Annotated in this window: 19 protein-coding genes and 1 pseudogene; 7 read left to right on the top strand and 13 right to left on the bottom strand. The window is 69.3% G+C overall.

What is annotated here, in order from left to right:
* Nucleotides 1-17: 17 nt before the first annotated feature.
* On the top strand, nucleotides 18-737 hold the full coding sequence (locus ABZ406_RS29135) for an NADPH-dependent F420 reductase (RefSeq protein WP_357768442.1): 720 nt from the start codon (nucleotides 18-20) through the stop codon (nucleotides 735-737).
* Here ABZ406_RS29135 and ABZ406_RS29130 read toward each other — a convergent pair.
* Nucleotides 734-1,462, bottom strand: coding sequence for a tetratricopeptide repeat protein (locus tag ABZ406_RS29130; protein WP_357768439.1), 729 nt, complete (start codon nucleotides 1,460-1,462; stop codon nucleotides 734-736). The genes ABZ406_RS29135 and ABZ406_RS29130 overlap by 4 nt on opposite strands.
* Before the next feature lie 23 nt (nucleotides 1,463-1,485).
* Nucleotides 1,486-2,247, bottom strand: coding sequence for a GNAT family N-acetyltransferase (locus ABZ406_RS29125; RefSeq protein ID WP_357768436.1), 762 nt, complete (start codon nucleotides 2,245-2,247; stop codon nucleotides 1,486-1,488).
* Between the two features lie 289 nt (nucleotides 2,248-2,536).
* Here ABZ406_RS29125 and ABZ406_RS29120 point away from each other — a divergent pair, with 289 nt between their 5' ends.
* From ABZ406_RS29120 to ABZ406_RS29105, 4 genes are all read left to right on the top strand, one after another.
* On the top strand, nucleotides 2,537-2,986 hold the full coding sequence (locus tag ABZ406_RS29120) for a hypothetical protein (RefSeq protein ID WP_357768433.1): 450 nt from the start codon (nucleotides 2,537-2,539) through the stop codon (nucleotides 2,984-2,986).
* A 21-nt stretch (nucleotides 2,987-3,007) separates the two neighbouring features.
* Nucleotides 3,008-3,820, top strand: a complete 813-nt coding sequence (locus ABZ406_RS29115; protein WP_357768430.1) for an inositol monophosphatase family protein — start codon at nucleotides 3,008-3,010, stop codon at nucleotides 3,818-3,820.
* Nucleotides 3,821-3,905: 85 nt separating this feature from the next.
* Complete coding sequence (sodN, locus tag ABZ406_RS29110) at nucleotides 3,906-4,310, top strand: superoxide dismutase, Ni (RefSeq protein WP_357768427.1); 405 nt, start codon at nucleotides 3,906-3,908, stop codon at nucleotides 4,308-4,310.
* A 62-nt stretch (nucleotides 4,311-4,372) separates the two neighbouring features.
* A complete protein-coding gene (locus tag ABZ406_RS29105; protein ID WP_357768424.1) occupies nucleotides 4,373-5,683 on the top strand; it encodes a radical SAM protein in 1,311 nt (436 codons plus the stop codon).
* 116 nt (nucleotides 5,684-5,799) lie between these two features.
* Here ABZ406_RS29105 and ABZ406_RS29100 read toward each other — a convergent pair whose 3' ends face one another.
* The 5 genes from ABZ406_RS29100 to ABZ406_RS29080 form a co-directional block, all read right to left on the bottom strand.
* A complete protein-coding gene (locus ABZ406_RS29100; RefSeq protein ID WP_357768421.1) occupies nucleotides 5,800-7,350 on the bottom strand; it encodes a pectate lyase in 1,551 nt (516 codons plus the stop codon).
* Between the two features lie 308 nt (nucleotides 7,351-7,658).
* On the bottom strand, nucleotides 7,659-8,813 hold the full coding sequence (locus ABZ406_RS29095) for a serine hydrolase domain-containing protein (RefSeq protein ID WP_357768418.1): 1,155 nt from the start codon (nucleotides 8,811-8,813) through the stop codon (nucleotides 7,659-7,661).
* 3 nt (nucleotides 8,814-8,816) lie between these two features.
* Entirely contained in the window at nucleotides 8,817-9,641 is an 825-nt protein-coding gene (locus ABZ406_RS29090; protein WP_357768415.1) for a carbohydrate ABC transporter permease, read from the bottom strand.
* Nucleotides 9,638-10,591, bottom strand: coding sequence for a sugar ABC transporter permease (locus ABZ406_RS29085; RefSeq protein ID WP_357768412.1), 954 nt, complete (start codon nucleotides 10,589-10,591; stop codon nucleotides 9,638-9,640). The genes ABZ406_RS29090 and ABZ406_RS29085 overlap by 4 nt, the downstream gene beginning before the upstream one ends.
* Nucleotides 10,588-11,943: an extracellular solute-binding protein gene (locus ABZ406_RS29080; protein WP_357768409.1), complete on the bottom strand. Its 1,356-nt coding sequence runs from the start codon at nucleotides 11,941-11,943 to the stop codon at nucleotides 10,588-10,590. Before ABZ406_RS29080 ends, ABZ406_RS29085 begins: the two co-directional genes overlap by 4 nt.
* Nucleotides 11,944-12,311: 368 nt before the next feature.
* Here ABZ406_RS29080 and ABZ406_RS29075 point away from each other — a divergent pair, with 368 nt between their 5' ends.
* Together ABZ406_RS29075 and ABZ406_RS29070 are read left to right on the top strand one after the other, a co-directional pair.
* The gene (locus tag ABZ406_RS29075) at nucleotides 12,312-13,337 is read left to right on the top strand and encodes a LacI family DNA-binding transcriptional regulator (protein ID WP_357768406.1); all 1,026 of its coding nucleotides are present in this window, start codon (nucleotides 12,312-12,314) and stop codon (nucleotides 13,335-13,337) included.
* A gap of 57 nt (nucleotides 13,338-13,394) precedes the next feature.
* Nucleotides 13,395-14,351: pseudogene (locus tag ABZ406_RS29070) on the top strand (family 43 glycosylhydrolase); the annotation flags it as partial.
* Nucleotides 14,352-14,414: 63 nt separating this feature from the next.
* Here ABZ406_RS29070 and ABZ406_RS29065 read toward each other — a convergent pair.
* From ABZ406_RS29065 to ABZ406_RS29040, 6 genes are all read right to left on the bottom strand, one after another.
* Nucleotides 14,415-16,808, bottom strand: a complete 2,394-nt coding sequence (locus tag ABZ406_RS29065) for an RICIN domain-containing protein (RefSeq protein WP_357768403.1) — start codon at nucleotides 16,806-16,808, stop codon at nucleotides 14,415-14,417.
* Between the two features lie 81 nt (nucleotides 16,809-16,889).
* The gene (locus ABZ406_RS29060) at nucleotides 16,890-17,741 is read right to left on the bottom strand and encodes a sugar phosphate isomerase/epimerase family protein (RefSeq protein ID WP_357768400.1); all 852 of its coding nucleotides are present in this window, start codon (nucleotides 17,739-17,741) and stop codon (nucleotides 16,890-16,892) included.
* Nucleotides 17,742-17,747: 6 nt separating this feature from the next.
* On the bottom strand, nucleotides 17,748-18,932 hold the full coding sequence (locus tag ABZ406_RS29055; protein WP_357768397.1) for a substrate-binding domain-containing protein: 1,185 nt from the start codon (nucleotides 18,930-18,932) through the stop codon (nucleotides 17,748-17,750).
* Nucleotides 18,933-18,945: 13 nt separating this feature from the next.
* A complete protein-coding gene (locus tag ABZ406_RS29050; protein WP_357768394.1) occupies nucleotides 18,946-19,929 on the bottom strand; it encodes an ABC transporter permease in 984 nt (327 codons plus the stop codon).
* Nucleotides 19,930-19,931: 2 nt separating this feature from the next.
* Nucleotides 19,932-20,903 carry an ABC transporter permease gene (locus ABZ406_RS29045; protein ID WP_357768391.1) on the bottom strand — a complete coding sequence of 324 codons (972 nt, stop codon included), beginning with the start codon at nucleotides 20,901-20,903 and terminating at the stop codon, nucleotides 19,932-19,934.
* Nucleotides 20,900-22,411, bottom strand: a complete 1,512-nt coding sequence (locus ABZ406_RS29040) for a sugar ABC transporter ATP-binding protein (protein ID WP_357768388.1) — start codon at nucleotides 22,409-22,411, stop codon at nucleotides 20,900-20,902. Before ABZ406_RS29040 ends, ABZ406_RS29045 begins: the two co-directional genes overlap by 4 nt.
* Between the last annotated feature and the right edge of the window lie 175 nt (nucleotides 22,412-22,586).

Below are 22,586 nucleotides of genomic sequence, written 5' to 3'. Positions count from 1 at the left end.
CCCAGCGAGAGGACGACATGTTCGACAACGACCGGAGCCGGCCGCCGACCCTCGGCATCCTCGGGGCCGGCAAGGTGGGCACTGTGCTCGCCAGGCTCGCCGTCGCCGCCGGCTACCGGGTGCGGGTGGCCGGCTCCGGCGACCCGGCGAAGATCGCCCTCACCGTCGAGGTCCTCGCCCCGGGGGCCGAGGCCACCACGGCGGTCGACGCGGCGACCGACGCCGACATCGTCATCCTGGCCCTACCCCTCGGCAAGTACCGCGGCGTTCCCGCCGAGGCGTTGCGCGGCAAGCTCGTGGTCGACGCCATGAACTACTGGTGGGAGATCGACGGCATCCGCGACGACCTCACCAACCCGCGTACCTCGTCGAGCGAGACCGTCCAGGCGTTCCTGCCCGCTTCACGCGTCGTGAAGGCGTTCAATCACATGGGCTATCACGACCTGGAGGACGAGGCCCGGCCGGCGGGGGCGCCCGGCCGCAAGGCCATCGCGATCGCCGGCGACGACAGCGCCGCCCTCACCGAGGTCGGCGGGCTGGTGGACGCGCTCGGCTTCGACCCGGTCGTCGCCGGCCCGCTGGCCGAGGGGGTACGACTCGAACCGGGCAGCGAGTTGTTCGGCGCCAACGTGAGCGCCGACGAGATCCGCGCGATGCTCGACCACTTCCCGTCGTCGGAGCGGGGAATGACCATCGCCGCTGCCCGGGCCTCGGCCTCACCCGGGGCCGCTGCTTAGGGCGTGTCCACGTCGAACGCCGCTCGCGGTTCGAGGCGTCGGCCCGTGGCGTACTTCTCGTCGAAGTCGCTCGGGCCGAGCGCCTCGGTCGCGGCAGCGCGCATCCGGGCGAGGTCCGCGGCGTCGTCCGGGTCCGGCACCTGGCCGAGCGCCGCGAACGCGGCGTCCGCGACCCCAATCATCCGGGCCGCGCGGGAGTGGTCCCCCTCGGCAGTCGCGAGCGCGGCGCCGGCAACGCAGACGTACGGCACGAAGTCGGCCCAGCCGTTGCGGAAGACCCGCTCCCGGCTCTCGGTGAACAGTGTCCTCGCCTGGTCCAGGTTGCCCAGGCCCAACTCGCAGAACGCCAGGTTGTGCACCTCGGAGTTCACCGTCTCGGGCTGGCCGAGCGCCTCGTTGAGCGCGATGCTCTCCCGGTACAGGTCCCGGGCTCGGAGCAGGTCACCGGACATCCGCGCCACGGCGGCCAGCACGTGCCTCGGCCGTTCCTCCAGGAAGCGGTCCCCGGAGCGCAGCGCCACCGCGAGAGCTTCCCGGGCTCGTGCCGCACCGCCCGGCAGGTCGCCGCCGCGGATGGCGACCCGGGCGAGGCTGTACCGGGCTTCCACCTCGCCGGCCGGGTCGCCGACCGCCTGGGCCCGCTCGATCTCGGCCTCGCTCATCCGCACCACGGCGTCGGTCTCGCCGCGCCGGAAGGCCGAGCGGACGTCGTCGCTGAAGGTCATGGCTCTTCCCGTTCTTCCGGCCGTCAGTTCGTCTGGAACACGGTCCAGGTCTCCACGAGCGTGAAGCCCATCGCCTCGTAGAGCGGCCGACCCATCGCGCTGGTGTGCAGGTACGCGGCGTCCGCCCCGGCGGCGACACCGTCGCGAAGCGCCGCCTCGGTGAGCGCCCGGCCCAGGCCACGACCCCGGGCGGACGGTACGACCGCGATGTTGAACACCCCGACCACACCGGCTGTGCGAATGCCCAGCCCGGTGCCGACCGGGCTGCCGGACTCCTCAGCGATGTACCCGGTGATGGCGTCGGTGTCGAGCACCGCGCCTCCCATCAGCGGGCCGAAGGCACCCTCAGGCGCCTCGAAACTCCGGGTGAGGGTGTCGGTGTACCGCTCGTTCTCGGCGGCTCCGACCCGGCGGACCGGCGCCTGCTGGGCCGAGCCGGCCCGGAACACGATGGCGTCGGTGGCGCAGGCCATCAGCGGGAGGTCGCTGCGGGCGCGCAGCCCGTGCCGGGCCGCGAGTGCGGCGACCTCGTCGCTCGCCGCACCGCGAATGATGATCGACCAGTGCGGTGTCTGCCGGCTGACCTCGGTCGCCAGCTCGTCGATGGCGGCGAGGTCCGGCTCGGTGGTCGTCTCGAGGATCCCGTTGAGCGTCGGCACGTTGGCGTGGGTGAGCCCCGCCCGAGCGGTGCCCCGCTCGGCGTACCAGCCCTTCGGGGTCACCCGGCAGAGCCTTCCGATGGCGTCGAAGTACGCCGTCGCCATCTGGTCGGCGGTGGTGCTCATGTCTGGTCTCCCCCGGAAACGCTCGCTCGTCCTCGTCCGACAACCTAGCCAGCGGCCGGGGCCGTGAGCACCGTCGCGAGGCCCAGGTCACCCCGCTGCGGCACCTCACGGGCAGGAAGCATTCGTCACTGGCCCATCCCCAGGGTCCGGCCGCGCCGTCTCCGCCGAACGGGTCGGCGGGAGTCGCACACCGATCAGGAATCGAGAAGCCGGCACGGCGCCGCCCGGCCTAGCCTTTCCCCAGGCAGACGGCAGCGCGCCGGGCCTGACGACGAGAGGGAGCCCGACAATGTCCGCGAAGACCAGCACGACCGAGTCCGACGGCTTCAGCCCCGAGGAGCGGGCCGCCATGAAGGAGCGCGCGACCGAGCTGCGCGCCGAGGGCAGGAAGGGCGCCAAGAAGGCGGACGGGTTGCAGGCTGTCCTCGACCGGATCGCGCAGATGGAGCCGGAGGACCGCGCGCTCGCCGAGCGGGTGCACGTGACGGTGACCGCTGCCGCCCCGGACCTGACGCCGAAGACCTGGTACGGGATGCCCGCCTACGCGAACGAGGACGGCAAGATCGTCGTCTTCTTCCAGGACTCCGGCAAGTTCAACTACCGGTACTCGACAGTGGGCTTCCAGGACCCGGCCAACCTGGACGACGGGGATTTCTGGCCGGTGGCGTACGCGTTGCAGCGGTGGAGCGCGGCGGTGGAGAAGAAGATCACCGAGCTGGTGAGGACGGCGGTCTCCTGACCGACCTTCTATGGTTCGGGCATGTCGATCACAGACCAGGCGCTGGCCATCGAGGCGGCGGAAGCGGGAGCCGCAGTCGTCCGCTCCCGGTACGGCACGGCACTGACGCGCGTCATGAAGACCGCCGGCGACTTCGCCACCGCCGCCGACGTCGAGGCCGAGCAGGCGGTCATCGACGTCCTGGGCGCGGCGCGTCCGGACGACGCGGTGGTGGGCGAGGAGAGCGGGCGCACGGGTACTGGCGACAACGGGCGCACGTGGCTCGTCGATCCGCTGTGCGGCACGTTGAACTTCGCCGCGCGGACGATGCTGGCCTCGGTGAACGTCGCTCTGCGCGTCGGGTCGGACGTCACGGTGGCGGCCTCGGTGGACCCGTTCGCGGCCGAGGTGTTCTGGACCGACGGCACCGCCGCTTACGTCCGGGGCGCGGGGACGGACGTCCGACTCGTTCCGTCGGCCGAATCGTCGCTCGTCGACCTGAATCTCGACCCGCCGTTCCCCAACCGGGCCGTCTTCCTGGCCGCCCGCATGCTCACGGACGAGGGCTTCCTCGAACAGTTCCGGCCCCGGGTCGTCTCCACGAGCCTGGCCGTGGCCTGGGTGGCCGCCGGTCGCCGCGCCGCCTATGTGACGGACCGCCACGACCTGCGGAACAGCGTCCACTTCGCGGCCGGGATCGCGCTCTGCCAGGCGGCCGGTTGCGTGGTCACCGGGCTGGACGGCGAGCCGCTGCACGCCGGTGGGGACGGTCTCGTCGCGGCCGCCGACGAGCGGACGCATGCGGCCCTGCTGACGCTCATTCAGAAACAGCGTTCGTCATCGACCCGGGCTTGACATCAAGTGCGGTTGAGGTCCTAGCGTCCCAAGATGATCACGTCCGGACGGGCGTCAGCTGAGCACCACCGTCGAAGGGATTCCCATGCACCTGTCCCGCCTTCTCCGCCCGCGTACCGTCGCGAGCGCGCACTGTGATCTGCCCTGCGGCGTCTACGACCCGGCGCAGGCCCGCATCGAGGCCGAGTCGGTCAAGGCGATCGCCGTGAAGTACCAGGCCAGCGACGACAGCGAGTTTCGCACCCGCGCGCTGCTCATCAAGGAGCAGCGCGCCGATCTGGTCAAGCACCACCTCTGGGTCCTGTGGACCGACTACTTCAAGCAGCCGCACTTCGAGAAGTACCCCCAGCTGCACGGCCTGTTCAACGAGGCGACGAAGCTGGCAGGTGCCGGCGGCGCGAAGGGTGCCGCGGACCCGGCGGTCGCCGACCAGCTCCTCGGCAAGATCGAGGAGATCTCGAAGATCTTCTGGGAGACGAAGCAGGGTTGATCAGCCGGTGACCGGGTGGCACCGGCCACCCGGTTCGGCGTACCGCGTTCGGAGGGAACCGCATGGAGTCGCGCACCGACCTCGTCGAAGAGTTGATGAGCCGTTTCCCCCACGTGCCCCGGGAGGCGGTCCTCAAGGAGGACCTGCTGCGGGGCGGGCTCGCCTTCGACGACACGGCACTCACCGACAACGAGCACGGCGACGTCAAGCCGAAGTCGTACTTCATCTTCTCCTTCGACCACCGGACACTGCCGGAGTTGGGGACGGCGGCGCTACGCCGGCCGCCGGAGGAGATCGTGCTCACCGGAGGCCCGTACGAGCTGCGTCGTACCGTCGTCTCGGTCCGCACCAATCCCAGCTCGCCGTACCGCGTCGGCACCGACGGCGACGGTCGACTGCGACTGTTCCTGGACGGACGGCCGATCGCCGACGTCGGGCTGCCTCCCATGCCGGCGTACTACCGGCACACGCTGGCCAACGGCAAGTCGGTGATGGAGGTCGCCCCGACGATCCAGTGGGGCTATCTGATCTACCTCACCGCGTTCCGGGTCTGCCAGTACTTCGGCGCCAAGGAGGAGTGCCAGTACTGCGACATCAACCACAACTGGCGGCAGCACAAGCAGGCCGGCCGGCCCTACACGGGGGTCAAGCCCGTCGACGAGGTCCTCGAGGCTCTGGAGATCATCGACCGACACGACGTCGATCGCGCGTCGCAGGCGTACACGCTCACCGGTGGCAGCATCACCTCGCAGGTGGACGGGCTGGCCGAGGCCGACTTCTACGGCCGGTACGCGCAGGCGATCGAGGAGCGTTTTCCGGGGCGGTGGATCGGCAAGGTCGTGGCCCAGGCGCTGCCCCGAGCCGACGTGCAGCGGTTCCACGACTACGGGATCCGCATCTACCACCCCAACTACGAGGTGTGGGACAAGCGGTTGTTCGAGTTGTACTGCCCGGGCAAGGAGCGGTACGTCGGCCGGGAGGAGTGGCACCGCCGCATCCTCGACTCCGCCGAGGTGTTCGGCCCGCGCAACGTGATCCCGAACTTCGTGGCGGGCGTCGAGATGGCCGCCCCGCACGGCTTCACGAGCGTCGACGAGGCGATCGACTCCACCACCGAGGGGCTCGACTACTTCATGTCCCGGGGGATCACACCCCGGTTCACCACCTGGTGCCCGGAGCCCACCACACCGCTGGGCCGAACGAACCCGCAAGGCGCGCCGCTCGAATACCACGTCCGCCTGCTGGAGGCCTACCGGGCGACGATGGACGCCCACGGCCTGTCCAGCCCGCCCGGGTACGGCCCCGCCGGGCCCGGTCGAGCGGTCTTCTCCGTCAGCTCCTTCATGGACACCCTGCCGTCCACGGACTCGTGAGGGACGCGCCCGGCTGGCCGTCCGTGCCGATCCGCCGAAGAGCGGTACCCCTCAGTGGAACATTCCGCTGAGGGGTACCGCTCGACACCGCATCCGCCGGGAAACCGGACGATCGGCTAGCTGGCGTACGTCTCGAACTCACCGACTCGTGGCGTACCGCCGGAGCTGTTGATCGTGAAGTTGAGCTTGGTCGTCGCCGTCGACGAGAAGCTGATCGAACCGGCCCCGCTGCCGGCGGCCAGGACGGCACCGTTGTCGTTGTTGATCAGCTGCCAGGACCCGATGGACCCCTGGGTGCCGGACGGCTCGCGGATCACCACCCGAGACACCTGGGTCGCGGAGCCCCACTTGATCGAGATCGTGCCGGTCGACCCGGCCGGCGACCAGTAGGTGCTCAGGTTGCCGTCGCGCACGTTGCCGTAGCTGGTTCCGCTGGCCTTGCTGGAGCCGTCGGCGCCGGCGCCGAGGCTGAGGTTGGTTCCGCCGGTCGGCGGAGGGGTGGTCGGTGGGGGTGTCGTGGGCGGCGGTGTCGTCGGCGGCGGGGTGGTGGGCGGCGGGGTCTGCGGCGAGCAACTGCCGTTCGACACCCTGAGGCCCGTGTTGGCGCCGACCGTCTGCCGGACGATGTCCGGCACACAGCTCGCCCCGTCGAGGCTGTACGGGTACGGGATGCCGACGGTGGTGGTCGAGGTCGGGTTGGGGCCGGCGGGGTAGTTCTCGCTGCCGGCGTTGGACCAGGTCACGTTGTCGAAGATGTTGCCGGCGACCTGCCAGTAGCCGCGCTCGTTGGTGTAAAAGGTGCCCAGGACGTCCTTGGAGTCGCGGAAGTAGTTGTTCTCCACCTTGGCCCTGGCCCCGGCCCGGGAGTTGATCCCGGACTCGCGCAGGCTCACGTAGTGGTTGTTGTAGATGTGCGCGACCCCGCCGCGCAGGAGCGGGGTGCGGGAGTCGATGTTCTCGTAGAGGTTGTGGTGGTACGTGATGAAGCCGTTCGACACGTCGCTCTCACTGGACCCGACGAGACCGCCACGACCGGAGTTGCGCAGGATGCTGTAGGACAGCGTGACGTACTGGGTGTTGTCCTTCATGTCGAAGAGCCCGTCGTACCCCTCGGACTCGCCGCCGGAGGCCTCCAGGGTGACGTGATCCACCCAGACGTTGCGGACCGTGCTCTCCATCCCGATGGCGTCCCCGCCGTTCGAGGTGGGTGAGCCCGACTTCTTGACGTTCCGCACTGTGACGTTCTGGATGACGATGTTGCTGGAGTCGCGGATGTGGATGCCGACCTGGTCGAAGACGGCGCTGCCGACCCCGATGATGGTGACGTTGCTGATCTGCTTGAGCTCGATCACGCCCGCGGCGGTGTTGCAGCTCGACCCGGAGACCTTGCTGGTGTTGCCGTGGTTGATGGTCCCGGTGACCTCGATGGTGATCGGGGTGCTGCTGCTCGTCCGACCGCACAGCGCCGCGTGGATCGCCGTGCCCGTGCTGACTCGTACGGTCTGCCCGCCCGCGCCGCCGGTGGTTCCGCCGTTCTGGGTGGCGTAGCCGGTGGCGCTGCCCACCGCCGCCGCAGCCTCCGGGGTCGGTAGGGTCACCCCGACCGCGATCACCATGCCCGCCGCAGCCAGCACTGCCTGCCGTCGCAACGCGACTGGTCGTCTCATGTCGCCTCACCTTCGCATTCGTCTCGTGCCAGGCTTCGCCTCGACGGACATCGCGACCACGGCTGCCTACGGACGTCATTCAGGGATTGGCGACAGTCAATCGCGTGATTCTCATCGAGGTCTCTCGCGCCCTGGCAAGAGCAGGGATGTGCGGCACGGGTGAGGTGCTCCTGGTGACGCCGCTCGCCCGACCGTTAATTGCAACATCGATGTAACGCAATCGTAGGAAAGCGTTTTCCCTGAAGGCAATAGCTGAGGCTTGCAGGTTTGTTGCAGTGCTCACGGTCGGGCGTCGAGCCGGCGGCGCCTCAGGTGGTGAGGCAGGTGCGGACGGCGGCGGCCAGGAGATTGGCGCGCTCGTCGCCCATCCCGCGCATCTGGTTGACCACGTAACCGAACCCCACCTGATGTTCGGCGTCGGCGAAGGCCAGGTTCCCGCCCGCGCCGTCGTGGCCGAAGCTGCGCTCACCCAGCAGGGGTCGGGCCGGCGGCGAGTGCAGCAGGAAGCCGGTGCCCCAGCGCTGCCCGGTGTCCGGTGGGCCGTGCCGCTGCTGGCCACGGGAGCGAACCACCACCGCGTCGTCCACCGACGCCGCCGTGAGCAGCGGCCCACCCCGGAGATCCGACACACACGCCGCGTAGAGACGCGCGAGGCCCTCGGCGGTGCTCACCGCGCCCGCGCCGGGCACACCGGCGGCCCGGATGGCGTCGTCGTTGAAGCTCACCAGGCCGTCGTCGTCGGCGGGGAACGCGAAGGCGCCCCCCATGGTGATGCCCCGCTCGGCGACCGCGTCCACGAACGGGTCGGGGTCCGGGGCCGGAGCCAGGTTCCAGGCGACAGTGTCGCTCTCGGCGGCCGGGAGCCCCAGCCAGGTGTGCAGGCCGAGCGGGCCCGCGAGGGTGTCGGCGAAGAACGCCCCGGGCAGTTGGCCGGTGATGCGGTGGATCACCTCTCCGACGAGCCAGCCGTAGGTCATCGAGTGGTAGCCGTGCGCCGTGCCCGGCTCCCACAACGGCGCCTGCTCCTCGAGCGCCGTGATGACCGGATCCCACGCCAGAACCTCGTCGAGGGTCAGGGAGCGGTCCACAGCGGGCAGACCGGCCTGGTGCGTGAGCAGCCAGCGCACCGGGATGCCCGTCTTGCCGTGCTGTCCGAACTCCGGCCAGTAGCGCGTCACTGGCGCGTCGAGGTCCAGCCGGCCCTGTTGGACCAGCAGATAGGCGCAGATCGCCAGGATTCCCTTGGTGCAGGAGAAGACGACGGCCGGCGTCCGCGCGTCCCAGGGCCGCCCGGTACGGGTGTCGGCCACCCCGCCGTACAGGTCGACGACCTTGCGGCCGCGCACGTAGACGGTGACCGCGGCGCCGACCTCCGCGCGGGAGGTGAAGTTGTCGCGGAAGACGTCGGCGACGCGCCCGTAGCGATCGTCGACGTCGCCGTGGATCTGCGGCTGTGTGATCACTACCTACCCCTTCACTGACCCCTGGATCAGGGCCTTGATGAACTGTCGTTGGAAGATCAGGAACACGATGAGGGTCGGGGTGAGGATCAGCAGCGACCCGGCGCACAGCAGCACCAGATCGGTGCCCCACTGGCCCTGGAACGCGCCGAGGGCCCCGGCCATGGTGCGTTTGGTGGCGTCGTCGACCAGGACGATGGCGAGCAGGAACTGGTTCCAGGTCCAGAGGAACATCAGGATCGTCAGCGAGGCGATCGCCGGCCGGGCGAGCGGCACCTGGACCCGCCAGAACAACTGCCACGTGCTGCTGCCGTCCACCCGGGCCGCCTCGGACAACTCGACGGGCACGTTGGTGAAGTGCGCCCGCATCCAGAACACCGCGAACGGCATGTACAGCCCGATCAGCGGCAGGATGATGGCCCAGCGGGTGTTGAGCAGGCCGAGGTCCTGCATCTGGTAGTAGAGCGGCGTGACCACTGCCTCGAACGGCAGGGTCAGACCCAGCAGGAAGAGACCGAAGACGAGTCGACCACCGGGCACCCGCAACTGACCGAGCCCGAAGCCGGCCATTGTCGCGATGAGCACCGACACCGGCACGACACCGACCACGATGAGCAGGCTGGAACGCAGCAGGGCACCCATGTTCGCGGCGGTGAAGGCATCCGCGAAGTTGCCCCACTGCGGGTCGGACGGCCACTCGAGCCCGTTGGGGACTGTGCCCCGGGGCTGCAACGCCGCCGACAGCATGCTCACGAACGGCAGCAGTGTGACGACGATCAGGGCGATCAGGAAGACCCGGCCGGTCACCTGTTCGCGTCGGCTCAGGTTCATGACTTGTCCCCTCGGCTCAGGCGCTGGATCGGCAGCACACACACCAGCACCAGCACCATGAGTACGACAGCGAGCGCCGAGGCGAGCCCCACCTGTCGCTGCGAGAAGGCCAGCCGGTAGATCTCCAGGCCCGGCACCGTGGTCTGCAGGCCGGGGCCGCCGCTCGTGGAGATGTAGACGATGTCGAAGCTCGCCAGCGCCGCGATGATCGTCACGGTGAGGCAGACACCGATCTCCTGGCGCAGGCTGGGCAGGGTCACGGCGAGGAACTCGCGGACCGGCCCGGCACCGTCCAGTCGGGCGGCCTCGTACAGCGCCGGATCGATCTTGCTCATGCCGGTGACCAGCAGGATCGTGCAGAGGCCGAGCAGGACCCAGGCGCCGATGACGCCGACCGCGGGCAGCGCCGTGTCGAAGTCGCCGAGCCAGGCGCGCGCCACGCCACCCAGCCCGACCGCGCGCAGCGCCTGGTTGACCAGACCGTTCGACGAGAGCAGCCAGCTCCACGCGATGCCCGCCGCCACCAGAGGAATGACCTGCGGCAGGAACAGGATGGTGCGGACGATGGTGCCGAACGCGCCGGTGGTGATCCGGCGAACCATGCTCGCCACCAACAGCCCGAGCGCGACCGGGATGAAGCTGAAGAAGACGATCAGGATCATGGCGTTGCCGATGATCTTCAGCAGGTCGCTGTCGGTGAAGACGGTGAGGTAGTTGTCCAGGCCCACCCAGCGCGCCACCCCGATCCCGTTCCAGTCGTAGAGCGAGTACTGGAGCGTCAGGACGAGCGGGCGCAGGACGAACACCGCGTACATCACCAGGGCGGGCAGGACGTACAACCAGCCGGTCCCGGCCGCGCGGGCCCACCGGAATCGGTGGGCCCGCGTGGGGGTGGGGCGGGCGCGACTGTCGTCCTGCCCGGTTGGTGCGCTGCCGAGGGCAGACGTCATCGGGACAGTTCCTTCTGGTACTCGGCCTGGACCGCCTTCACGTACCCCTCGGGCGTCTGCTGGCCGGCGATCAGCTTCTGCATCTCCGGGGTGATCGCGGCAGCGAAGATGCCGCCTGTCGCGTTGGCGGTGAAGTCCACCGCGCCGTTCTCCGCGCCGAGCTGCTGCGACGCCTTCAGGGTTTCGGCCAGCACCGTGTTCGGGGCGGCGCTCGGCACCGGCAGGTCACTCGGGCCGCCAGGGCTGGAGCCGCCGACCGTCACCGAGATCTCGCGGGCCTTGGCGTTGGTGTGCACCCAGTTCAGGAAGTACGCGGCGGCGTCCGGGTTCTTGGCCTTGGCGGAGACGCCGAAGGTGTTGGGGGCGGACATCGCCACGTGCTTACCACCGGCGGACTCGGTGGGGAACAGGAAGAAGCCCACGTTGGCGGGCATCGACTTGTCGAGGTTGGCCGACTCCCAGTCACCGTTGAACATGAACAGGCCGTTGCCCTTCTGGAACTCCCCCACCATGCCCGCGTAGTCCAGGGCGTTGGCATCCTTGGTGAAGTAGCCGGCCTGCGCCCACTTCTGGATGGTCTGGGTGGCCTTCAGGGCGGCCGGGGTGTCGAAGGTGGCCCCCGACTTCTGGAAGATCCAGTCGGCGACCTGGGTCGGGTCGCCGAACTGGTTCTGCAGCGCCTGGTGCGGGAAGTTGATGCCCGCGGTGTTCTTGTTGAACTGCATGATCGGCTGGACCCCGCCGGTCTTCGCCTTGGCCAACAGCTCCTCGAACTCGGCGACAGTGGCCGGCGGTTGGGTCATGCCGATCTGGCTGGCCAGCTTCTTGTTGTAGAAGACGCCGGTGACGCTGTAGCCGAGCCCCATCCCGTACAGCGAGCCGGTGCCCCGGGTGTTCTCGCCGACGCGCAGTTGCATGAGCTGCGAGGCGGGGAACTTGTCCCAGCCGTACGCGGTGAAGTAAGGGTCGAGGTTCTTGAGCAGGTCGTCCTTGACCAGGTCGACCATCGTCGGGAGCCGGATGATGTCCGGCGAGTTGTCCGAGGCCATCACCCGGGGCGCGTTCTCCACGATCACCGTGAACTGGTCCTCGCGGATGTTGAACTTGACGTTCGAGTGCTGCTTGGAGAACTCGTCGGCCAGCGCCTTGGCCAGCGGGAAGCCGGTCTCCGCGTACATCTCCAGGGTGACCGGGTCGGTCCCCAACTCCGTCTTGACGGCGGCATCGGACTTCTGGCTCGACGACCTGTCCTCGCCCGGCGCACTGCAGGCCGTCGCGGCCATCCCGACCGCCAGCAGCGACGCGAGGAGCACCGTTCTCCGTCGCGGAAACTTTGTCAACAAATCCGTCATTTTATGACTCCTCGACATCTCCACACGTCCCGCGACCCACGGCCGCGCGACGGTTCCACCGGGACCACAGTGACCGGGCGGCGGCCACGACACGTACGCCGTGACCTGTCTCCCGGGTGCGGCATCCGTACCGGTCAGCAGAACCCGGCACGGCCACCGCAGGCGCCTCTGGACGCACCAGAAGTGGTCGCTAAACTGATTTAGCAGAGCATGCGCGTGGCACGGGGAGCTGTCAAGGACAACTTGGCAACGGTGCGGAAACGTCGGGTTCACACCACGCCGACGCGACCGGCGCTGGATTCCGGACGACGACGCATCATGATGGGCAGGAGCGGCGCCCGTGGCACCGCGCCTGATTCGGAGGACTGATGGGCCGCAACAGAGCAACACTCGCCGACGTCGCGCGAAAGGCCGGGCTGTCCAAGACCGCCGCGTCGATGGTGCTCAACGGCAGGGAGGGCACCCGGCTCTCGGCCGAGGCGCACCAGCGGGTGTTCGCCGCCGCCGAGGAACTCGGTTACCGGCCCAACCTCGCCGCGCGCAGCCTCCGCACCCGCAAGACGGCCACCATCGCCTTCGTCTCCGACATCGTGGCCACCACCCGCTTCGCCGGTGACCTCATCCGCGGAGCCCTCGACGCGGCCCGCGAACGGGACCACGTCCTGCTCATCACCGAGACGCAGGGGGACGCCACCTTCGAGCAGTACGCCATCGAGGCCGTCCTGGACCGGCAGGTCGACGGGGTGATCTACGCCGCGATGGCGACCCGACGGCTGGCGGTGCCCGCGGCCATCCTCGGTGGCCCGGTGGTCCTGCTCAATGCCACCAGCCCCGACGGTCTGCCGAGCGTGGTCCCGGACGACGAGGGTGCCGGCCGCTCGGTCGCCGCCGCGCTGTTGGAGCTCGGGCACCGCGACGCGATAGCGCTCATCGGCCGCAACCGACTCAAGGAGGACGACCCCGAGGTCTCGCTCGCCGCCCGCGCCCGCCTGCGCGGCATCCGGCAGACGCTGGACGAGGCGCAGGTCAGCCTGCTTGCCGAGTGTTTCTGCACCGAGTGGTTGCCCGAGCACGGTTACGCCGCCATGCGGGGCCTGCTGGGCAAGCCGAAGCGACCCAGCGCGATCATCTGCATGAACGACCGGCTTGCCTTCGGCGCCTACCAGGCGCTCGGCGAGGCCGGGCTCAGCGTCCCGGAGGACATCTCGGTCATCTCGTTCGACGACGATCCGATCGCCGCCTGGTTGCGTCCCAGTCTGGCCACCACGGCGCTGCCACACGAGCAGATGGGGCGGCGAGCTGTCGAACTGCTTCTGGACGAGAGCGCCGCCGAGTCGTCGCTCGTGGCGATGCCCCTGCGTCGACGCCGGTCCCTCGCACCCCCGGCCGGCTGACCACCACCCCTCCCAGCCGCCCCTCAGGGCTGGCCCTGAGGGGCGCTAAAACGGTTTAGTGCTAGGTTTCCGACCATGCTTCGTCTACCCGACCACTGGGTGTGGGACAGCTGGTACGCGCGGGACGACAACGGCCTCTGGCACGTGTTCTTCCTCCGCGCGTCCCGCGCCCTGCACGACCCGCACCGCCGTCACCGCCGGGCGACCATCGGCCACGCCGTCTCGACGGACCTGCGCTCGTGGCGCCTGGTCGCCGACGCCGTGGTGCCCGCCGACGCGCCTGCTTGGGACGACCTGGCGACCTGGACGGGCTGCACGGTCCGCGGTCCGGACGGACGGTGGTACCTGTTCTACACCGGCGTCGGTCGCGCCGAGGACGGGCTGGTCCAACGCATCGGACTGGCCGTCTCCGACGACCTCATGAACTGGCACCGGCACGGCACCGAACCGATCGTCCAGGCCGACCCCACCTGGTACGAACTGCTGGACAAGAACCTCTGGTACGAGCAGGCGTGGCGTGACCCCTGGGTGTTTCCCGACCCCGACGGCGAGGGTTGGCACATGCTTGTCACCGCGCGCGCCAACACCGGGCCGGCGAACACCCGTGGCGTCGTCGGCCACGCCACCTCCACCGACCTTCTCACCTGGACCGTCGCGCCGCCGCTGTCGGCACCGGCCGGCTTCGGTCACCTCGAGGTGCCCCAGGTCGCGGTCCTCGACGGGCAGCCGATGCTGCTCTTCTCCACCGAGGCCACCGGCAGTGCCCGGCGCGACGACCACCGGATCTGGGTGGCGACCGGCGAGAGCACTGTCGGCCCGTGGGACATCGCGTCCGCCCAGCCGTTCACGCACCCGCACCTGTACGCGCCCCGGCTGGTCCCCGGGCCCGCCGACGACTGGTCCCTCATCGGTTTCCTCGACCACGTCGACGAGACGTTCGTCGGGGAACTCACCGACCCCATCCCGGTCCGCTACGACGCCGCGACCGGGCTGACCGTCGTCGAAGAGCGGTAACCGGACAGGTCCGGGTCGAGGCGTCTCGCCCCGGCCCGGACCTGTCGGTGCCCAGCTCCTGGATCAGCTGCGCAACTGCCACTGCTGGTTGGTGCCGCCGGAGCAGGACCAGAGGATCAACTTCGTGCCGTTGGCCGTCGCGGCGGCGTTGGCGTCCAGGCAGAGACCCGACTGCACGCCGGTGATCGTGCCGTTGGCGTTGACGTTCCACTGCTGGTTGGTGCCGCCGTTGCAGTCCCAGATCACCACAGTGGTGCCGTTCGTGGTGCCCTGGCCGGAGGCGTCCAGGCACTTGGTGCCGTAGACCATGAGCTGCCGGCCGGTGGTGTGGGTCCACCGCTGGTTGGTGGCGTTACTGATGCAGTCCCAGATCTGGGCCTGCGTGCCGTTCGTGGTGCTGGAGTTGCCGATCTCGACGCAGCGGCCCGACTGGGCGCCCACGATCTGCACGTTCGTCGGGTTGGTGCTGCCGCCGCTCTGCACACCAGCCGTGTTGATCACCGTCTGCGCGCCCGACGGCCAATTGCCGTTGCTGACCGTGACGTTGCTGTTGACGACGTTGCCGCGGTCGCCGTTCGTCACGTTCGTGCCGCTGCTGGTCGACCAGTTGTTGGTGACGGTGAAGTTGCCCATGTTCTCCGCGTAGTAGTAGTTCGCGGTGGCCCAGGTGCCGGTGGAGGAGAACACGTTGTTGCGGGCGGTGTAGTAGCGGGAACCCTCGTCGAAGTAGAGCCCGAACCAGCCGTTGGTCCGCAGGCAGTAGTTCTGGGTGATGGACCCGCCGGGGTTCGCCGACAGCGTGTAGATGCACCCTCCGTCGGTCATCTGCTGCATGACGTCGTGCACGTAGTTGCCGACGACCTGGTTGTTGGCCGCGGTCGTCGCCGTGGTGTAGCGCGGCTGGTAGTTGTACAGGCCGCGGTTCGCGTAGTGCTGGCTGCCGCCGGCGTCGTTGGCGCCCCAGCCGTAGCCGACCGACAGACCGGTGTACGGCATGTTGTAGACCTCGTTGTGCGAGACCAGCGAGGTGTTCACGTAGGTGGTCAGGATCGAGACGACACCCCGGTACTCCAGACCGAGATCGTGCACCCGGTTGTCGCTGATGGTGATGTTGCGGTTGACCATCCGCTGGTCGCTCGGGTGGTGGGCGTCGGCGCGGACGCCACCGACCACGACGCCACCCGCGGAGTTGCGGGCGATCTCGGAACGGGTGACTGTGACGTTGCTGGCGCCCAGACCGACACCGCTGGCGTGGGCGTTGGCGTCGTTGCCGATGCCGATGGCCGTCTGCCCGAGGTTGACGAACTGGGAGTCACTGAAGCTGATCGTGTTGGCGGCGGACACCTGCACGGCGGCCGGCATCTGGGCCCAGCTCGGCCGGGTGGCCTCGAAGAGCGGGCAGCCCTCCTGGCAGGAGGTCAGCGCGTCGGACGGACGCGCCCAGGAACCGACGATGTGCGCCCCGGTCTGCTGGTCGGCGAAACCGTTGCTGCTGCTGGGGCCGAGCCAGCTGGTGCCGGTGAAGGTGACCCCGCTGAACGAGATGTGGTGCGCTGGCGCGTCGAGGGTGCCACCGACGTTGACCAGGGACTGCAACTGCGGCAGCTCCACGCTCACCGAACTCATGCTCTGCCCGGCGAGGGGAATGTAGTTGAGCTGACCGCTTCCCGGGTTGAGATACCACTCCCCCGCGGAGTCCAGGAACTCGTACGCGTTGGCCAGGTAGAACGGGCCGGCGCGGTGCGGGCGGGAGAGGGTGTCGAAGCCGAAGGTGTTGTTGTTCCAGGCCGGCTGCTGCATCGTCAGGAAGTTCCCGCTGATGCTCTGCACCGGCGAGTACCGGTCGGTGAACGAGCCGACGCTCTCCACCTCGACCCGGCTCTGGTTGCCGAGGTTGTTGAGGTAGGTGAGCGCGCTGTTGCTGAACCGCATGCCGGACGTGGTGAAGGTGAAGTCGGAACGGTTCACGGCGGTCCGCGCCCGCGTGGCGATGGCCCCGTTGACGTAGAGCTGGCGGGAGTCGAGCCCGGCGGGGACGCTGGCCCGCCAGATGTTCTTCCCCGAGTCGACGAGCGACCAGCCGGTGACCGCCCGGGCGCCGGTGATCGTCGGACGTGCGCCCGAGGCCGCGCGCCAGATCACCTGATAGCCGTTGTTGCCCGAGTCGGCGGCGGTCAGTCGCATCGGTGACGACAGTCGGTACGCGCCGTTTGCCAACTCCACGACGATGTCACCGGACATCGTGCTGTTGATCGCCCGCACCGCGGTCTGCGCGGCACTCAGTGAACACGGTTGGCTGGCGGAACACGTGGTGCCGGTGCCCGAGGGCGACGCGTAGAGGGTGGTGGTGGCCGCGATGGCCGGGGACGCCGAGGCGGTTACCGCGACCAGCGCGGTCACCGCTGCCGCGGCAGCGCCGGCCAGCAGTCGGCGCAGCGATGGGATGTACGAGGACACGGGACGGTGCTCCTGACGTGAGAACGAGCTGGGGGTGGTGGGACTGCCTCGACCAGCGCGGGGGATGGCTGGTCGGCACGGTCATCCGAGGATCTCCCGGAGATAGCGCAGGCCGTCCGTGGCGAGACGGTCCTGCGAGGGGGCCAACGGGCGCCAGATCGCCGCGGCGGTGGCGATGGCGTCGTTCTCCGCTGTGAACGACTCGATGCAGATCGCGCCCTGGTAGCCGGTGTCCCGCAGGACGGTGAAGAAGCGGGGCCAGTCGAAGTGGTCAGCACCGGGGGCGCCCCGGTTGGTGCCGCTGACCTGGACGTGCTTGATGTGTGGGCCGGCGACGGCGAGGGCCGCGTAGGGGTCGGCCTCCTCGATGTTCATGTGGTAGGTATCGATCATGATGCCGACGCTCGGCGGTAACCCGTCGATCAGCTCCAGCGTCTGCTCGATCGTGTTGACGACGCTCGTCTCGTAGCGGTTCAACGCCTCGACACCGATGCTCACGCCCATTTCGCCGGCCTGCTCCGCCACCGGGGCCACTGCCCGTCGGAAATCCGCGTAGCAGGCCGCACGAGCTGTCGGCGACATCCGCCAGGTACGGCCGACCGAGGCGTACGCGGGGCCGCCGACGCACGGAGCGCCGACGGCCGCCGCGCTCGCCACGCAGCCCTTGAGGTACGCCACCGTCGACTCGACGACCGCCGGAGCGGCGTCGACCAGGTCCCTCCCCGGCGGGGTGACCGCGCAGACACCCGCGGCGACGAGGCCGTGCGCCGCCAGCAGGTCCCGGGTACGGATCGGGTCCCAGTCGCCGGGTTGCTCGATCGGCAACTCGACAGCGTCGAAGCCGAACCCGGCGATCCGCGGGATCAGCTCGGCCAGGGCCCTGTCGTCGACAGGTGAGGCCCAGACCCAGGGGTTGACGCCGATGGCGTACATCAGGCCCTACTTCCAGCGCTGCGGGTAACCGGGCAGGTCGGTGCAGCCGCACATGGCGTAGTGCAGCGGCGGCATGTTCGCGTCGAGGTACGTGTCCAGGTTGTCCTGCGTGACCGTCGGCTGCGGCAGCTTCCACGGGCTGGACACCTGCTGGCCGTCGAGGATCCGCAGCGCCGCGATGATCGGCGTACGCCACTGGTAGGTCGGGTAGGTCGGCGCGATCGCGGTGAGCTGCTTGTCCTTCCAGATCTTCAGGAAGTCGAGCTGGTCCTCACCGTTCATCGGTGGAACGGGCTTGCCCGCGTCCTGGAACGCCTCGACCGCCGCGACGGCCACCGCTCCGGCGTCCATCCAGACCCCGTCGATAGTGCCGTACCGCTGGATGTAGTCGTCGACAATCTTCTTGGTCTTGGCCGGGTCACCATCGGTGAACTCGACGCCGACCACGTCGACCTTCGCCTTGTCGAACGCCACCTTCGCCGCCGACCAGCGGGTCTCCAGGACGTCGACGCCGGGCAGGATCCGCAGGGCGAGGACCTTGCCGCCGGGCTTCATCTTCTGGCTGACGAACTCGGCCCCGACGTGGCCGAACCCGTAACCGCCGATGGGGTTGATGAACGTCACCGGGCACTTCGTGTTGACACCACGGTCGAAGACGACGACCGGAAGCCCGGCCTTGCAGGCGGCCTCGACGGCCGGAGTGAGTGTGGCGGTGGTGTTCGGCGAGACGATGAGCGCGTCGCAGCCCTTGCCGAGCAGGTCGTTGATGTCAGCGATCTGCTTCTGGTCCTTGCCCTCGGCGTCGACGTGCACGAACTCCTTGATGCGGCTCTTTTGCGCCTCGACCTCTGCCTGCATGGTCTTGAACCCGACCTGCCGCCACGGGTTGTTGAGCGCCGCGTTCGAGAAGCAGATCTTGTGTGGGCCGTTCTTCTTGAACTTGGCGGTGTCGACCATCGTCGGGTTGAGCACCTGCTCCCACGGCTTGTCGGCCGGGCCCGTCGGCGCGGCGTCGAGCAGCGCGAGCTCGGCGTCGTAGTCGGCTTGCACGAAGAACTTGGACTGGTCCCCGGTGCCGGACCCGGCGGCGGAGGATGAACTCCCCGACGGGCCCGCGGCGGGTTCGTCGGTGGAACAGGCCGCGAGGGACAGCACTGTGACAGCGGCAAGTGCCGCCACGGAACGTCGCACTATGGTTTCCCCTTTATCTCGACGAAGAACGCGATGCCGAGACCGCCACGGCGAGCAGGATGATCCCGCCCTGGACGGCCGATCTGAGGGCGCCGGAGACGCCGTAGAAATTCATGAGGGCGAAGAGCAGTTCGAGGGTCAGCGCGCCGAGCATCGCCCCGACGACGGCGCCGCGACCCCCGCCGAGCGCCACCCCGCCGAGGACGACGGCGGTGATCGCGCCGAACTCCAGGCCGGCGCCGGCCTGGAACGACACGCCGCTGTAGCCGCCCAGGAGAATCGCCGCCACCGCCGCCGCGAGCCCGCTGAGGATGAAGGCGAAGGTCCGGGTACGCCACACGCGTACGCCGCTCAACTCGGCGGTGCGCGGGTTGTCGCCGACGGCGACGAGCGTCCGGCCGAAGTCGGACCGCATCAGCAGGACCGCCGCCACCGCCAGGACCACGAGGACCAGCAGCGCGTACGGCACGCGCCCCAGCACCGGCACGTCCTCGAAGGCCCGCCGGCCGAACCGCCGGAACTCCTCGGAGAGCCCACCCTTCGGGGCACCGTCGGACCACAGGTAGACCGCGCCGACGAGGATCAGGAACATGCCGAGGGTGGTGATGAACGACGGCACCCGCAGCCGCGTGGTGATCAGACCGTTGACCAGCCCGACCAGTGCGCCGAACACGAGCAGGAGCACCACCACCGGCCAGGTACGCGCCGGGTCGCTGTCGATCAGCCGGGCGGCGACCACCACCTGCGCGGTGACCAGCGACCCGACGGACAGGTCGAACTCGCCGGACACGATCACGAAGTACTGGCCGGCGGCGAGCAGGATGATCGGCGCCGAACGACCGAGGAAGGACATCAGCGACGACGGAGCCAGGAAGTCGGGCTGGCGGATGCCGACGAGCACCAGCAGCACCGCGAGGATCGCGAGGATCGGCAGGACACCACCGGGACGCACCCGCGGCAGACGCAGCGGCAGGGAACGAGGCTGGACGGTCTGCATGGCTACGCCGCCTTTCGCATGGCCCGGCGGGCGTAGACGGCGACCGCGGCGATGATGATGACGCCCCGGATCACCTGCTTGAAGAAGGCGTCGACCTCGAGCTGGTTGAAGATGGCGTCGATGCTGGCGAGCAGCAACACCCCGCCGACAGTGCCGATGACGCCGCCGCGCCCACCGGCGAGGGCGGTCCCACCGATCACCACCGCGGCGATCGACTCCAGGTCGTAGAGGCCCTCGGTGCCGACGCGCGGGGCACCCGAGCCGAGGCGACTGGCGAGGTAGATGCCGGCGAGCCCCGCGCACATCGAGCACAGGACGTGAGCGGTGACGAGGACCCGGTCGTTGCGGACACCGGACAGCCGGGCCACCTCCGGATCCCCGCCGACCGCGACCAGGTGGTGGCCGAAGCGGGTCCGCGAGAGCGCGAACCAGGCCGCTGCGGTGACAACGATCAGCAGCAGGAACGACACCGGCACCGGCCCGACCCGCTGGTAGCCGAGCGACTGCACGAGCGACGGCGCCGTGGTGCCGGCCGGACCGTCGTAGCCGTTGTCGAGGTAACCCTTGAGCAGCAGCCCGACGCCGAGGGTCGCGATGAACGCGTTGACCCGGAACCTGGTGACGAGGAGCCCGTTGAGCAGCCCGACGCCGGCGCTGACGACGAGCACCAGGCCGATCGCCGGCAGCACCGCGCCGTCACTGCCGTTCATCGTCTCGGCCGCGACCAGGGTGCTGAGGCTGATCACGAACGCCACCGAGAGGTCGAGCGAGCCGCCCAGGATGACCAGGGTCTGGCCCACCGCGACCAACCCGAGGCCGGCGGCGACGTGCAGCAGACTCACCGTGGTGGACTGGTTGAAGAGCTGGCCGCCGTCGAGAAGGACGACCAACCACCCGATGGTGAGGGTAAGGGTCAGGGCCACGAAGACGCCGGGTACGGAACGTCGGGCCGGCAGCAGCGACAGCGCGCTCACTGGACCGGCTCCCGCACGGCGCCGACCGCCAACGCGACGACCTCTTCCTCGGTCGCGCCGGCGGGCAGCTCGCCAGCGACGTGACCGTCCCGCATCACGACGATCCGGTCACTCATTCCCAGCAGCTCCGGTAGATCAGACGAGATCATCAGCACGGCCGCGCCCTCCCGGGCGAGGCGGCGGACGAGATCGTGGATGGCGGACTTCGCGCCCACGTCGATTCCCCGGGTCGGCTCGTCGAAGAGCAGGATCCGCGGGGTGAGCGCGAGCCACCGGGCCAGCACGACCTTCTGCTGGTTGCCCCCGGACAGGAAGCGGATCTCCTGGTCGTCGCCGGCGCCGCGAACCTCCACGGCGGCCAGCAGCTCGCGGACCCGGGCGGTCCTCGCGGCCCGGCCGGACCGGGCGGCGAACACGGCCCGGCTGGCGAGCAGCGCGTTGTCGAGCACCGACTGCCGGGGGACGATCCCCTCGCCCTTGCGGTCCTCGGTCACGTAGGCGACGCCGGCCCGCATCGCGGTGCGGGGTGAGCGCAGTCGGATCGGCCGGTCGTCGAGAGTGACGTCGCCGGTGGTGAACGGTGACACCCCGAAGATCGCACGGGCCAGCGCCGAACGCCCGGAGCCCTGTAGGCCGCCGATGCCGAGCACCTCGCCGGCGCGCAACTGGAGGTTGACGTCTCGCAGCTTCCGGTTCCCCGCGTCGCGAAGGTTGAGCCGCACCGGGCCCCGGTCCTCGGGGGCGGCCCGGTCCGGGTAGTAGCTGGACAGTTCCCGGCCAACCATGTGCCGCACCAACTCGTCGGCGGTGGTGGCGGCAGTGTCCACAGTGGTGACACGGCGGCCGTCCTTGAGCACCGTGATACGACCGGACAGGTCGAAAACCTCGGCGAGGCGGTGCGAGACGTACAGCAGCCCGATGCCCCGCTCCTGGAGTCGGCGCACCAGCCCGTAGAGCAGCTCGACCTCGTGGTCGGCGAGCGCTGCGGTCGGCTCGTCCATGATGAGCAACCGCGCGTCCAGGGCGAGCGCCTTGGCGATCTCGACGACCTGCTGCTGCGCGACGCCCAACTGCCCCACCCGCGCGTCGGCCGGCAACGCGGTCTCACCGATCGAGGCGAGCAGCCGCGTGGTGCGCTCGAGCATGTCCCTACGGTCGACGAGCCCGCGACGCACCGGCTCGTGCCCCAGGTAGACGTTCTCCGCGACGGTGCGTTCCGGGAGCAGGTTGAACTCCTGGTGGATGATCCCGATGCCGGCCCGCTGCGCGTCGCGCGGACCACGGAACGTGCGTGACGCACCGGCGAACTCGACAGTGCCCCCGTCGGGGGCGTGACCGCCCGAGACGATCTTCATGAGGGTCGACTTCCCGGCACCGTTCTCGCCGACCACGGCGTGCACCTCTCCGGGCACGACGTCGAGGTCGACATCGTCGAGCACGCGGACTCCGAGGAAGGACTTGCCGATGCCCCGAAGGGTGAGAAGCGGCGTCGGCGGTGGATCTGACATTCCGATGGCCCTCACAGACAGTAATGATCGATGAGTTTAAATGCCACACTACGGCGGCTTCGAGGCGCTGAACATCAAACTTTCGTGGCAACAGCAGAGACTTACGTTCTTGCGGCGCAAACATTTCCTTGACACCGACGAAACATCACACGTATGAAGATAGATGTTTGGATGC

The sequence above is a fragment of the Micromonospora sp. NPDC005710 genome, from assembly GCF_040630995.1.
Lineage (GTDB): Bacteria > Actinomycetota > Actinomycetes > Mycobacteriales > Micromonosporaceae > Micromonospora.
The sequence above is the reverse complement of the archived record's forward strand: the minus strand, read 5'-3'. Positions and strand labels throughout refer to the sequence as shown.

Excerpts from the sequence above, each read along its gene's own strand:
- sodN (WP_357768427.1), top strand. The coding sequence starts at position 3,906 with ATGCACCTGTCCCGCCTTCTCCGCCCGCGTACCGTCGCGAGCGCGCAC.
- ABZ406_RS29120 (WP_357768433.1), top strand. The coding sequence starts at position 2,537 with ATGTCCGCGAAGACCAGCACGACCGAGTCCGACGGCTTCAGCCCCGAG.
- ABZ406_RS29090 (WP_357768415.1), bottom strand. The coding sequence starts at position 9,641 with ATGAACCTGAGCCGACGCGAACAGGTGACCGGCCGGGTCTTCCTGATC.
- ABZ406_RS29115 (WP_357768430.1), top strand. The coding sequence starts at position 3,008 with ATGTCGATCACAGACCAGGCGCTGGCCATCGAGGCGGCGGAAGCGGGA.
- ABZ406_RS29135 (WP_357768442.1), top strand. The coding sequence starts at position 18 with ATGTTCGACAACGACCGGAGCCGGCCGCCGACCCTCGGCATCCTCGGG.
- ABZ406_RS29050 (WP_357768394.1), bottom strand. The coding sequence starts at position 19,929 with ATGCAGACCGTCCAGCCTCGTTCCCTGCCGCTGCGTCTGCCGCGGGTG.
- ABZ406_RS29125 (WP_357768436.1), bottom strand. The coding sequence starts at position 2,247 with ATGAGCACCACCGCCGACCAGATGGCGACGGCGTACTTCGACGCCATC.
- ABZ406_RS29075 (WP_357768406.1), top strand. The coding sequence starts at position 12,312 with ATGGGCCGCAACAGAGCAACACTCGCCGACGTCGCGCGAAAGGCCGGG.
- ABZ406_RS29080 (WP_357768409.1), bottom strand. The coding sequence starts at position 11,943 with ATGACGGATTTGTTGACAAAGTTTCCGCGACGGAGAACGGTGCTCCTC.
- ABZ406_RS29085 (WP_357768412.1), bottom strand. The coding sequence starts at position 10,591 with ATGACGTCTGCCCTCGGCAGCGCACCAACCGGGCAGGACGACAGTCGC.
- ABZ406_RS29100 (WP_357768421.1), bottom strand. The coding sequence starts at position 7,350 with ATGAGACGACCAGTCGCGTTGCGACGGCAGGCAGTGCTGGCTGCGGCG.
- ABZ406_RS29105 (WP_357768424.1), top strand. The coding sequence starts at position 4,373 with ATGGAGTCGCGCACCGACCTCGTCGAAGAGTTGATGAGCCGTTTCCCC.
- ABZ406_RS29060 (WP_357768400.1), bottom strand. The coding sequence starts at position 17,741 with ATGTACGCCATCGGCGTCAACCCCTGGGTCTGGGCCTCACCTGTCGAC.
- ABZ406_RS29040 (WP_357768388.1), bottom strand. The coding sequence starts at position 22,411 with ATGTCAGATCCACCGCCGACGCCGCTTCTCACCCTTCGGGGCATCGGC.
- ABZ406_RS29130 (WP_357768439.1), bottom strand. The coding sequence starts at position 1,462 with ATGACCTTCAGCGACGACGTCCGCTCGGCCTTCCGGCGCGGCGAGACC.